Genomic DNA, 12,905 nt, shown 5'->3' on the forward strand with positions numbered 1-12,905 from the left:
ACCCCACCAATCCGACCAACCCGACGGATCCTACAAACCCGACCAATCCAACCAACCCTACGAACCCGACCAACCCAACCAATCCTACGGATCCCACGAACCCCACCAATCCGACCAACCCGACGGATCCTACAAACCCGACCAATCCAACCAATCCGACCAACCCCACCAACCCTACGAATCCGACGGACCCTACCAATCCGACGAATCCTACGAACCCGACCAACCCTACGGATCCCACCAATCCGACCAATCCCACCAATCCCACGAACCCGACCAATCCGACGGATCCGACCAACCCTACGAACCCCACCAATCCGACGAACCCCACGGACCCTACCAATCCGACCAACCCTACCAATCCAACTAACCCAACGGACCCCACCAATCCGACCAACCCCACCAACCCCACGGATCCAACCAATCCGACCAACCCGACCAACCCAACGGATCCGACGACTCCTACGGATCCGACGGATGGGCATGGTCTGATCACCTCGGTGGAGGACGTACTGGGCGCGCTGGGCGGTGGCACCTTGGTGGCACCCGTCACGGACCTGGTCAATTCGCTGATCAACCCATCGACGGGAACCCTGGCAGTGGTGACCGGCGTGCTGGAGCAGCTGACCAATACCAATGGCGGTCCTCTGGGCGTGCTGACCGAGCTGGTCGATGGACTGGTCAATATCCAGGACCAGGGGCTCGAGCCACTGGTGGCGACGCTCAACCAGCTGATCGCCGGTCTGGGCGACCCGACCGCTACCGAAGGCATTCCCGGCGTGGTCAACCAGGTGCTGGGCGGCTTGCTGGGTGAGAACAGCCCGCTCGGTGAGCTGCTGGCAGGCGTTGGCGGCCTGCTGGGCGGCTTGCTGGGCGGCGGCTCCGGTACGCCTCCCGGTGGTACGGATGGCCCCGGCATCGTGACCACGGTGCAAGAGGTGGTGGATGGCCTGCTGGGCGGCACCGTGGCCGAGCCTGTGGGCCAATTGATCGACAGTCTGCTCAACCCCAGCGATGGCACACTCGCCACCGTCACCGGTTTGCTCGAAGGCCTGACCAGCGTGGAAGGCGGCCCGCTGGGGGTGCTGACCGAGTTGGTCCATGGCCTCACCCAAGTGGACGGCCAGGCGCTGCAGCCGCTGATCGGCACCTTGAACGAGCTGATTGCCGGTTTGGGCAGCATTGGCGAAGGCGGTATCAGCGGTGGCCTCATTGGCTCGATCGTCGGCAGCATCCTGGGTGGTCTGGTGCCAGGCGGTGGCGCCACTGACGGCGGCGTGGTCACCAGCGTGCAAGACGTGGTGGATGGCCTGCTGGGCGGCACCGTGGCCGAGCCTGTGGGTCAATTGCTCGACAGCCTGCTCAACCCTGGCAGCGGCACGCTTGCCACAGTGACGTCGGTGCTCGAAGGCCTGACCTCGGTCAATGGTGGCCCGCTGGGCGTGCTGACCGAGCTGGTCAATGGCCTGACCCAGGTCGAAGGCCAGGCGCTGCAACCTGTCATCGGCACGTTGAACGAGCTGATTGCCGGCTTGGGCAACGTGGGTGAAGGTGGCCTGGGAGGTGGCGTGATTGGCACCATCGTTGGCGGCGTGCTCGGTGGCCTGGTGCCCGGCGGCGGCGCCACCGACGGCGGCTTGGTCACGACGGTACAGGATGTCGTCGATGGTCTGCTGGGCGGCACGGTGGCCGAGCCTGTAGGCCAACTGCTCGACAGCCTGCTCAACCCTGGCAGCGGCACGCTTGCCACGGTGACCTCGGTGCTCGAAGGCCTGACCTCGGTCGAAGGCGGTCCGCTGGGTGTGCTGACCGAGCTGGTCAGCGGCCTGACCCAGGTCGAAGGCCAGGCACTGCAACCGGTCATTGGCACCTTGAACGAACTGATTGCCGGTCTGGGCACTATTGGCGAAGGCGGTTTGGGGGGCGGCCTGGGCGGCGGTCTGATCGGAACCATCGTCGGCGGTGTGCTGGGCGGTCTGGTCCCGGGCGGCGGCGCCACAGACGGCGGCTTGATCACCACAGCCCAGGATGTCGTCGACAACCTGCTGGGCGGCACCGTTGCTGAACCGGTAGGCCAATTGCTCGACAGCCTGCTCAACCCTGGTACCGGCACCCTGGCGACGGTCACCAACGTGCTCGAAGGCCTGACCTCGGTCGAAGGCGGCCCACTGGGCGTACTGACCGAGCTGGTCAGCGGTCTGACCCAGGTTGAAGGCCAGGGCCTGCAGCCTGTGATCGGCACGCTGAACGAACTGATCGCCGGCCTGGGCAGTATCGGCGACGGCGGTGGCGGCGGCCTCGGTGGCGGCCTGATTGGCACCGTGGTTGGCGGCGTGCTGGGCGGTTTGACGGGCGGCAATGGCGGCTTGCTCGGCGGCCTGACCGGTGAAGGCGGCCTGCTGGGCGGCCTCACCGGTGAAGGCGGTCTGCTGGGTGGCCTCACCGGAGAAGGCGGTCTGCTGGGCGGCCTGACAGGCGAAGGCGGTCTGCTGGGTGGCGTCGTCGGCGGCAACGGTGGCTTGCTGGGCGGTCTGACCGGTGACGGCGGCTTGCTTGGCGGGCTGCTGGGTTCGGGCTCGGGCGGTGCCGACGGCAGCGGTGTCGTAACCACGGCACAAAACCTGATCGGAGACCTGGTCGGCGGCACGGCCGCAGCCCCTGTCAACGTGGTGGCGGATACCTTGCTGGATCCACAAAGCGGGGTGTTGGCCCCTGTGACCAGCGTCGTGGAAAGCCTGACCAACACCGGCAGCGGCCCGCTTGGCGTCGTCACCTCGGCCGTCAATGGCCTGACCCAGGTGCCTGGCCAGGCGCTGGAGCCGGTGGTCTCTGCGGTGCACGAGGTTGTCGCAGGTCTGAGCGAAGGCACGGCAGGCGGCGCAGTCGGCGGCCTGCTCGGTAGCCTCACTGGAGAAGGTGGTCTGCTGGGAGGTCTGACTGGTGAAGGCGGCCTGCTCGGCGGCGGCGTCGGTGGCAATGGTGGCCTGCTCGGCGGCCTGACCGGTGAAGGCGGCCTGTTGGGTGGCTTGACCGGTGACGGCGGTCTGCTCGGCGGCGTCGTCGGTGGCAATGGCGGCCTGCTCGGCGGCCTGACCGGTGAAGGCGGCCTGCTCGGCGGCCTGACCGGTGAAGGCGGTCTGCTCGGCGGATTACTGGGCAACGGCTCCGGCGGTGCCGATGGCAGCGGCGTGGTCACCTCGGCACAAAACCTGGTCGGCGATCTCGTCGGCGGAACGGTGGCAGCGCCCATCAACGCGGTGGTCGATACCCTGCTGGATCCGCAAAGCGGCGTCCTGGCGCCGGTGACCAGCATCGTTGAAGGCCTGACCAACACCGGCAACGGCCCACTGGGCCTCGTGACCTCGGCGGTCGACGGCCTCACGCAAGTGCCTGGCCAGGCGCTGGAGCCGGTCGTCTCTGCGGTGCACGATGTGGTGGCGGGTCTGAGCGGCGGCGCATCGGGTGGCGCGGCCGGCGGCTTGCTGGGCGGTTTGACCGGCGAAGGCGGTTTGCTTGGCGGCGTGCTGGGTGGCGACGGCGGCCTGCTCTCCGGCGTCACTGGCGAAGGCGGCCTGCTGGGCGGCTTGACCGGTGACGGTGGCCTGTTGGGCGGTGTGCTGGGCTCCGGCTCGGGCGGCGCCGATGGCAGCGGTCTGGTGACCACCGCGCAAAACGTGGTGGGCGATCTGGTCAGTGGCACGGTGGCAGCACCGGTCAACGCCGTGGTTGATACCTTGCTGGATCCGCAAAGCGGCGTCTTGGCACCGGTCACCAGTGTCGCCGAGGACCTGACCAGCACCAGCGGTGGCCCGCTTGGTGTGGTGACCTCAGTCGCCGATGGCCTGACCCAGGTGCCAGGCCAGGCGCTCGAGCCGGTGCTCTCTACCGTGCACGAAGTCGTGGCAGGGCTGGGCGGTGCCACCTCGGGTGGCGGCGCAGCAGACCTGGGCGGTGTTGTTGACGGTCTGCTCGGCGGTGTGCTTGGCTCGACCGATGGCACCACGGGCGGCGTGCTGGCGGGCCTGACCGGCGACGGCAGCCTCGTCAGCGGCCTGCTGGGCGACAACGGCGTCGTCGGCGGCCTGCTGGGTGGCAACACCGGCCTGTTGTCCGGCATCACCGGTGAACAAGGCATCGTCGGCGGTCTGCTCGGCGGACAAGGCCTGCTGGGCGGCTTGCTGGGGGGCACGGCAGCGCCGCACTTCGTGGCCAGCAGCGCAGGCAGTGCGCTGCAGCCGGTGGCTACGGCCATCAGCAGCGTGACCAGTGGCGATGCACACAGCGTGCTGCCGCAGGACCTTCTGCACCACCAGGCAGCCTGATGCACAGCGCTCCCCGCGCTGAGCAGTGACCCGCTTGTGCCCCATGGGTTCGCAGCGCTTGCCTGGCAACAGGCAAGCGCCGGGCCCGATCAAGGATTGCCATGTTCAAACATTTACCTCTCTCCGTTGCCGCCGCACTGGCCTTGAGCCTCACCGCCTGCGGCACCAGTTCCACCACCGCCAAACGCGAGGAACACATTTACGCGCTGCCCAAACCGGCGCAAGCACCTGCCCAATCGGGCGTGGCGCCGGTCGTGGCCACCGCACAGCCCGGCAAAAAAGGCCCGGCCGATACCGCCCATATCGTCTATTTCGACTTTGACTCCTACACGGTGCGTCCCGCCGATCGCCCGGTTCTGGAAAGCCATGCCCGCTGGATGCGCAGCAACCCCGGCCAATCGCTGACGTTGCAAGGCCACACCGATGCACGCGGTGGCATTGAATACAACCTGGCGCTGGGCCAAAAACGGGCCGAGTCGGTGCGCAGCAGCTTGCAGACCTTGGGGATCGATCCCGCGCGCGTCGAAGCCGTCAGCTACGGCAAGGAGCGGCTGGCCGATACCGGCACCAGCGAAGAGGCCCACCAGCGCAACCGCCGGGTGGAGTTCGAGTACCGCTAAGCGCCGCACGGCATGGCGCGCAACCGCGCCATGCCGATTCTCTTGTCTCAGCCCCCTGGAGGCCCCGTGTTGGCGCACCAAGCACCCCACCGCTGGAGCACACAGCCCAGCCTGGTCCAGCAACTGGGCCTGGGCCTGGACTACCTGAAAACCCGCACCAGCCCGCTGCCCGAGCCCTTCGGTGATTGCATCCTGCTGCTGAGCGTGGCCACGCCGGGTGAGCCCGTGGCCACCTTCTATGTGCGGCGCGCCACCCTGGATGCCGCGTGGCGCGCAGGCTCGACCCAGGTGCGGCAATGGGCCTGGAGCCGCAGCCTTGACTGCCTGGAGTTGCGCATCGACTGGCCCTTGCAAATCAGCGCGTCGGAAGCCGCCGCCTCCGTTCTACCGGGGCCGCAGCCCGCCGTATCGGCCTGGGCGCTGGCCGATGAGAGCCTGGAGCAGGTCCAGCTGTTACCACCGCAGCACTGGCCTGCAACGGCGTCAGCGCCCCGCAGCTGGCTGGCGGCGGGCGCCCAGCAGCCAGACAGCCTGCCCCGCGCGCACTGGTTGCTGCATCTGCAAGGGCTGTTGGTCAACAGCGAGGGCAGCCTGACACCGTTGCCACGCGCGGGAGCCGGTCCGTCGCGCAGCAGCGGGCCGCTGGAAGCCGCAGCAGCCACTGCCGGCCCCCAGCCGAGAGATCCCAGTCTGGCGATACTGCAAGCACTGGCCGCGCCCGAGCCCGCCTCAGACAGTTGGAGCAGCGAGCGCTTGGACGCCTTTTGCGCGCGGCTTTATGCGCTGCTGCTGGTACAGCACCACTACCAGCAGCAGGCGGACGACGGCCCGGCAATGCCGCAGCGTGGACTGTCCCAACTGCTGGGTCGCGCCGCGCTGCAACTGTGCGAATACATCAGGGACGAACAGGCGGAGCGCGCGCAGCACCTGAACCATGCGCTGTGCCTGCTGGTACTGGCCCGCTATGCGCAGGCCGAGTCCGACGCGCTGGACAGCGTGATGCCCGCAATGGCGCAGTTGGCCCGGCGCATAACAGCCCATCAGCCGCTGCCCGAAAGCGACTTGCAACCCCCGTTGCCCACACCCAAACCGGCCGCACTGGCACCCGCCTGGCGCTTGGTGGCACTGACCGCCTATGCAGGCTGCCTGGGCGCCGCTGGGCCACTAGCTGCGGCAGGCACTGCCGTACCGGCGAGCAACACCGGCCTGCACAGTGACGCCAGCCCCGCCCGCATGGTGGCGCCCGAGATGGCGGCGCTGGAAGCACTGACCCGGCACTGGCTGCAGTGGCATCTGCTCGCCCATGGCGGTGCTTCTGCACCACAACCCGATTGGTCCGTGATTGCCGTGGCCGAGCTGGCCTTGCAACCGGCGATGGCCACCGCACGCCGCCATTTGCAAAGCTGCAGTTGGCTCGCAGCGCTGCGCCAGCCGTTGCGCGCCAACCTGCCGCAACGCATTCACCCGGAAACAGCGATGTTTCTACCGCCCGACACCCGCGAGTACACCGCGTTTATCGACCCCTTTGCGCATGCCGATCCGTCCCAGGCCAGCAGCTGGCGCAGCTACCAGTGGATTCACCATATCGCTGTCCCGCAATTAATCAATTTTTGATTAGCAAGCACTATTAATTTGTTGAACATTTACATAGAAAAAAACTTCAACCACTCCGCTCCGCCAATATTTAATCAAACCCTATATTAAGTATCTGGGCGGGTGACATTTGCCATAAAAAAATACAATTTCTTACCACCTACCATCCGGGATATGTTTGATAAAAATCAAAGTAAATTAGAGCAATGGGTGAACCAAACAGCGGTTGGTTCTACGACTTAATAACAAAAACAAATAAATAGATAAGAGTATTTGTGCAGTGCAGCAGTGGATAGCTGAGAGGAATTGGGAGAGACCTACATGATCGAGTACCTGCTACCCCGCGCCTTGGTGTCACGCACCGAAGCCACGGCGCAGGCCCAGGAGGCCGAAGCGGCGACCGCCAGCCCGTTTGCCTCTGCGATGGCGACTCGTTCGCCCATGCCAAAGGCCATTTGCACCAGGCCGTCTGGCTGTCCCTGCCCATCAGTCTGCTCGGCCTTCTGCCCTCCATCTTCCTGCTGCAGGTCTACAACCGGGTCATTTCACGCGGCGGCACTGCCACACTGACGGCCATGGTCGCCGGCGTGCTGTGCATGCTGGCGCTGGAGCTGTACCTGCGCCGCAAACGCGCCCGTGCGCTGCGGGAAGCCGGCGCCACAATCGACCGCGAAGTCTCGCAAAGCCTGATGCGCTCGATGCTGGGCCACCCCTTGTTGACCTTGGAGCAGCGCTCAGCCACCCAATGGCTGCAGCTGTTCCGCGATGTCGGCGCGATGCGTTCGTGCATCTCGGGCGGCGTGGCCTCGTCGGTGCTGGATTTGCCGATGGCCCTGCTCGCCCTGATCGTGATCGGCATCATCGCCTGGCCGGTGCTGCCGGTGATCGTCGTGGCCATGGTCATCCTGGCGGTGCTGGCCTGGTGGTGGGCCGATGAGGTGCGCAGCGGCCGGGTCGAAGAAGTCGAGCAGGCGCGCCAGCTGGACAGGGGTACGGCCGAGATCTGCAATGCACGCGGCACGCTCAAGGTGCTGGGCTATGACGCAGCAGCCCAGCAGGCCTGGCAGTCCGGCTATGACCGCTGGCTGGCCGAGAGCTTCGAGAAAAACGGCGAGATGGAAAACGCCAAGGAAACCAGCCATGTGCTGCTGACCTTGTTCTCGGTCGCCGTCATCACTGTGGGTGCCTTGGCCATCAATGCGCAGTGGATGAGCATCGGCAGCCTGATGGCCGTGAACCTGTTGTCGGGCAAGGCCTTGGGCCCGATTGCCCAGCTGGCCAGCAACTGGCGTTCGCTGGCCCGCGCCAATGAGGCCACTGCGCGCCTGCAGGATGCGCTGGAGGAGCCGCTGGAGCCCGATAGCCAACGCATCGCGCTGCCCCGGCCACGCGGTGTGTTCCGCCTGGAACAGGCCAGCTTCCAGTACCCATCGGGCCATCTGGCGCTGGACAACGTGTCGCTGCAGATCGGCCCCGGCGGCATCCATGCAATCCTGGGCCGCAATGGCGCCGGCAAATCCACGCTGGCCAAGCTGCTCGCCGGTCTATACCAGCCCACGCAGGGCACCATCTCGATCGACGAATATGACATGGCGCAGTTCCCGCGCAATGACCTGGGCCGCTGGGTCGGCTGCCTCGCGCAGCAGACCTACTGGTTCAGTGGTCCCATCGTCGATATCCTGCGCATGGTCAGCCCCGATGCCGATGACGGCCAGATTCTGGCGGCCTGCCAGCTGTCCGGTGCGCACGGTTTCATCAGCCGGTTGCCTCAGGGCTACCAGACGGTGCTTGGCGAAGGCGGCGCGGGCCTGTCCGCCGGCGAGCTGCGCAAGCTCGGTCTGGCCCAGCTCTTTCTGCGCAACCCTTCGGTACTGATCCTGGACGAGCCCAGCAATGACCTCGATTTCGAGAGCGAAACCGCGCTGCTGCAGACGCTGCGCCAGATTGCGGCCAAACACACCGTCATCATCGTCACCCATTCGCTGCGTGTGGCATCGCTTGCCCAGCATATCTACCACGTGCGCGGCGATGGCCAGGTCGACCAGGGCCAGCCCGAGCAGATGCTGCCGCTGCTCTTTGGCGTCAGCCACAAGCCAGCGGCTGCTGCCAATGAGGCCACCGCATCGCGCAGCGCTGCTGCCGCCGCCAAGCCAACACCGGCATCCGGCCCGGCCCAGGCCCAGGAGTTGGCATCATGACGGCCCGCTCCCTCCACGACCTGCCCCAGGTGCTGCAAAACCTGGAGCGCGCACCCGATCCCGGTACACCCGCACCCGGCCGCAACCAACGCCGTATCGCACTGGCGGCCTTGGCCGTGCTGGTGATGGTGGGCCTGTTCTACCCCGTGGAGAACGTCGTGGTCGCCGCCGGCCAGGTGATTCCGTCGGACCGTGTGCAGACCGTGCAGCACCTGGAGGGCGGCATTGTCACCACCGTGCATGTGAAAGAAGGCCAGGAAGTGCACAAGGGCGAGCCGCTGCTGGAGATTGACCTGGGCGGCAGCAGCCTGAACCTGGAGCAGCTGACGGCCCGCAGCGCCACTGCGCAGGCCAGCCGCACGCGCTTGACGGCCGAGAGCCAGGGCCAGGCACTCAAGGCCTCGGACTTCCCCAAGGAGCTGGAGAACAAGATCGTGCGTGCCGAGCTGGGCGCGTTCTCGTCGCGCGCGCTGGAATACCAGGGCAGTCTCGCGTCCAGCCAGGCCATGCTGCTGCAGGCCAGAGGTGATGTGGCCCAAAGCCAGGCCCGTATTGACGGTCTGCGCAGCAGCCTGGCGCTGCATGAGCAAGAGGCCGCCATCGCCCAGCAGCTGGCGGCCGAGCAACTGATCGGCCAGCTTGAAGTGCTGGACAAGCAACGCGCGCTGACCTTGGTGCGCACCGATCTGGCGGCCGCCACGCAAAGCCTGGTCAGCAACCGTGCCAAGGTCGAGCAGGCGCAGGCCAAGATTCTCGAAACCCAGGGCGCGTTCCGGCGCCGTGCCTCCGAAGAGCTGGCGCAGACCGAGCGCGAACTGCTCAGCCTGAGCGAGGACCTGTCCCGGGCGCGCAACCAGCGCAGCCGCACCGTAGTGCTGGCCCCAACCGACGGCGTCGTCAAAGGGCTGCGCAGCTCGGGTGCGGGCTGGGTGGTCAAGCCTGGCGAAGCCATCCTCGAAGTCGTGCCCGACAAGGACGAGGTCATCGTCGAAGCGCGACTGAACCCGGCCGACCGGGGCTATGTGCGCGCCGGCCAGGCCACCAAAGCCAAGGTCAGTGCCTATGACTACCTGCGCTATGGCTTTGTGCCCGGCAAGGTCACGCTGGTATCGGCCGATGCCGACCACGATCCGAACGTGCCCGATGCGCCTTCGTATTTCCGGATCCAGGCCAGCCTGGCCCAGCCCTGGGTCGGCCGCAAGGACAACCGCATCACCACCGGCATGCAGGCCGAGCTGGATCTGCTGCTGGGCCGCGAGCCCTTTATCTGGTACCTGCTGCGCCCCGTGCTGCATATCCAGAGCGAAGCTTTCCGGGAGCCTTGAGCCATGCGCCTCTTTGCCCCTCTTCTCCCCAGCTGTCAGCCAGCCCACTACCTGGCTGCGCAGCCCCGGCTGGCTTGCCCAGCACGTGCCGAGCCGCAGGGCTCTACCGTCTGGGGAATCGTCTGTGCGCTCACGATGGCCTTGGCGGGCAGTGATCTGCAGGCCCAGGGCTTCTCCGATGGCACCGTGCCCGCGCAGGACAGCAGCCTGCACGATGCCCCGCCGGTGCTGGAGATGCCGCTGCGCGTGCAAGGGGCTGAGCCTGCGCTTGAAAGCCCCGTTTCCGCGCCTGAAATGGCCAGCCATGCGGCACCTACGGCCTCCGCAGCCCGGCCTGCTCCAACGGCAAACACCCCCGTTTCCCCCGCCAACGCCAGCCCGGCTGCCGCATTGCAGATGGCGCCCAAGCTGATGCCCGGCACGCTGGCGGGCAACGCATCCCAACAACAACTGCTGGCCGCGCTCTACGCCATGCTGAGCGACCACCCCGATGTGCGCAAGGCGCGCGCCGCGGTGGAATCGGCGGGCTACGACACCCATACCGCTGAGGGCGCTCGCTGGCCCACGTTCAAGCTCGGCACCTCGGCCGGCAATGCGGCACTGCCCCAGGGTAAGCGCCGCAGCTCCTACACGGCAGTGAATGCCGAGGTGCGCATGAACCTGCTCGACGGCGGCGCCATCAGCGCCGGCATCGAATCGGCGCAGGCGATGGAAGCGGCCCAAGGCAGCGCCCTCTACACCACGCGCCAGAATGTGCTGCTCGACGCATTGTCTGCGTTGCTGGAGCTGCACCGCTTCCAGACCAAGGCCCGCATTGCCGCCGAATCGGCCGAGATCATCGGCCAGCTGGCGCGGGTGGAGGAGCGCCGCGCCGAGTTGGGTGCCGTCGGCCGCAATGACCTGCGCCAGGCCGCATCGCGCCGCGCCAGCGCCCTGGCCCAGCAAAATGCCCTCGAAGCCCAGCGCATCGATGCGCAGGCCCGCTTTACCCGTTACTTCAACTACATCCCCAGTCTGTCGTGGCTGCCCGAGCCCCAGGTGCCCAGCTTCTGGGTGCCGACCAATGAGCAAGCCGCGCTGCTGGCCGCCGAAAACCAAAGCGCCGAGCTGCGCGAGATCGCTCACCTGATCGCGCGCGCCCAGGCCGAGGTGGACCGCAGCAAGGCCCAGCGCTGGCCCACGGTTGCGGCCGTCGTCTCGCACACCCGCGATCCCAAGAGCGTGCTCTATACCGAAGGCACGCGCTATGGCGTCGAGCTGAACTGGAACTTTGGCAATGGCTTTGAGCTGCGCGACCGCATCCTCAAGGCCATCAGCGAGCTGCAGGCGCAGCAGGCCCAGCAAGAAGCCGTGCGCCGCCAGGTGCATGAGGCTGCCTCATCGGCCTGGGGCCGCTGGCAAGCGGGCCGCGCGCGCGAAACCCAGCTGCGCGACGCCTTGCGCGAAGCCAGCGCCGCCTTTGACGGCTACCGGCGCCTCTTGGAAGTGGGCCGGGGCAACCTGTCGCAGGTGCTAGATGCCCAGCTCGACGTACAGCGCCTCATGCTGGACGCCGCCGACGCCATGTATGACCAGCGCATCAATGAACTGCGCCTGACCCGCACCACCGGCCAGTTGCTGCCCCGCGACTTGCCCGAGCACTGGCTGGACCAGCTATTTGCCCAGCGCTCTGCGAATGCCCCCGCGCCTGCCGCTGCGCAGCGCCCCTTTGCCGGCCCTGGCCCCGCGCCCCTGGCCAGCAGCCGCGCAGCCCCTGCCCGGCCCGGCACACCCTCTACCGCCCCCCCTGTTTTGACGGCACAGCACCTGCCGCTGCGCCTGGACCACCGATGGGACGCGCAGCTGCTCAGCCAGCCGCAAGGCCCCGGTGCAGCACGCGCTCTGCGCTGGTAAGAGGTACGGGTTTCCACAGCGACAGGCGCTTGCCCACGCCTGCCACTGTTTTTCAGCTGGGCTATGTAAATGGAGAGCATCATGACCAACATCATCAAGAACTTCTGGAACGATGAAGAAGGCGCGACCGCCATTGAGTATGGGTTGATTGCGGGGCTGATTGCTGTGGCGCTGATTGCAGCGTTGAGCACGTTGGAAGGCGGTTTGAGTAGTCTTTTCAATGCCATCGGTGCAAAACTGAGTGGCATGACGGTCTAATCTCGTCATGGCATCCACTGCCTTCACCTGGATCCTGCTGCTATGGCTCATCGCCATAGCAGTGATGGACCTGCGCAGCCGAAAGGTGCGCAACTGGATGGTGCTGCTCGGCCTGGCAACCGGCCTGGCAGCACTGTTCAGAGGTGTGCAACCGTTCGATCTGTTGCCCTGGCAAGGCTTGGCGGGAATGGCGGTGGCCTTTGCCGCCTTGCTGCCGCTCTATGCCATCCGCTGGATGGGTGCAGGCGATGTCAAGTTTGCGGCAATAGCTGGGCTTTGGTTTGGTCTGTCTGCGCACCTGCTGGTGATCTGGCTCGGAGCCAGCCTGTTGGCCGGTTTCCATGGCATGGCAGTGCTGGCCTGGCGCAGCCTGGTACGCAGTCCCCAAGGGGCCATGCTGCAGGCCAAGCTGCCTGTGCGTTGGGCACCGCTGCTGCAACCCGCTACTACCACTGGAGCAGATGCCGCTGCATCCAACCGCCCATCAGGCCCCGCACGCAGCATCCCCTATGCAGGCTATATGGCGCTGGTGGCTATCGTGCTGCTGATGCGCAATGCAGGCCCCATCACCGGATAAAGGCGAGCAGATATGGCCTTCACACCTTATCCATTTTCCATGTGCTTTGCTGTCGCCCGCTGGGCCGCATGCGCTGCCGCGACAGCAAAGCATATGCCGCGTTCAACCTCCAGGAGCCT

Annotated in this window: 7 protein-coding genes and 1 pseudogene; all 8 read left to right on the forward strand. The window is 66.4% G+C overall.

Annotated elements, in window-relative coordinates; all coding sequences use genetic code 11:
- The coding region (locus ACCQ08_RS14130) for a hypothetical protein (RefSeq protein ID WP_373450175.1) at positions 1-4,322 on the forward strand (4,322 nt) is incomplete at its 5' end.
- A 101-nt stretch (positions 4,323-4,423) separates the two neighbouring features.
- The gene (locus ACCQ08_RS14135) at positions 4,424-4,942 is read left to right on the forward strand and encodes an OmpA family protein (RefSeq protein ID WP_312463360.1); all 519 of its coding nucleotides are present in this window, start codon (positions 4,424-4,426) and stop codon (positions 4,940-4,942) included.
- A 66-nt stretch (positions 4,943-5,008) separates the two neighbouring features.
- Entirely contained in the window at positions 5,009-6,556 is a 1,548-nt protein-coding gene (locus ACCQ08_RS14140) for a hypothetical protein (RefSeq protein ID WP_373450176.1), read from the forward strand.
- Positions 6,557-6,856: 300 nt separating this feature from the next.
- Positions 6,857-8,733 (forward strand): annotated as a pseudogene (locus ACCQ08_RS14145) (peptidase domain-containing ABC transporter).
- Entirely contained in the window at positions 8,730-10,058 is a 1,329-nt protein-coding gene (locus tag ACCQ08_RS14150) for an HlyD family type I secretion periplasmic adaptor subunit (RefSeq protein ID WP_373450177.1), read from the forward strand. Before ACCQ08_RS14145 ends, ACCQ08_RS14150 begins: the two are co-directional and overlap by 4 nt.
- Before the next feature lie 3 nt (positions 10,059-10,061).
- The gene (locus tag ACCQ08_RS14155; protein ID WP_373450178.1) at positions 10,062-11,951 is read left to right on the forward strand and encodes a TolC family protein; all 1,890 of its coding nucleotides are present in this window, start codon (positions 10,062-10,064) and stop codon (positions 11,949-11,951) included.
- 81 nt (positions 11,952-12,032) lie between these two features.
- Complete coding sequence (locus ACCQ08_RS14160; protein WP_373450179.1) at positions 12,033-12,209, forward strand: Flp family type IVb pilin; 177 nt, start codon at positions 12,033-12,035, stop codon at positions 12,207-12,209.
- A 7-nt stretch (positions 12,210-12,216) separates the two neighbouring features.
- Positions 12,217-12,786, forward strand: a complete 570-nt coding sequence (locus ACCQ08_RS14165; protein ID WP_373450180.1) for a prepilin peptidase — start codon at positions 12,217-12,219, stop codon at positions 12,784-12,786.
- Positions 12,787-12,905 lie beyond the last annotated feature (119 nt).

Source organism: Comamonas sp. SY3 (genome assembly GCF_041730275.1).
Classification (GTDB): domain Bacteria; phylum Pseudomonadota; class Gammaproteobacteria; order Burkholderiales; family Burkholderiaceae_C; genus Comamonas; species Comamonas sediminis.

Coding starts and splice junctions, on each gene's coding strand:
- ACCQ08_RS14135 (WP_312463360.1), top strand. CDS start 4,424: ATGTTCAAACATTTACCTCTCTCCGTTGCCGCCGCACTGGCCTTGAGC.
- ACCQ08_RS14150 (WP_373450177.1), top strand. CDS start 8,730: ATGACGGCCCGCTCCCTCCACGACCTGCCCCAGGTGCTGCAAAACCTG.
- ACCQ08_RS14155 (WP_373450178.1), top strand. CDS start 10,062: ATGCGCCTCTTTGCCCCTCTTCTCCCCAGCTGTCAGCCAGCCCACTAC.
- ACCQ08_RS14160 (WP_373450179.1), top strand. CDS start 12,033: ATGACCAACATCATCAAGAACTTCTGGAACGATGAAGAAGGCGCGACC.
- ACCQ08_RS14165 (WP_373450180.1), top strand. CDS start 12,217: ATGGCATCCACTGCCTTCACCTGGATCCTGCTGCTATGGCTCATCGCC.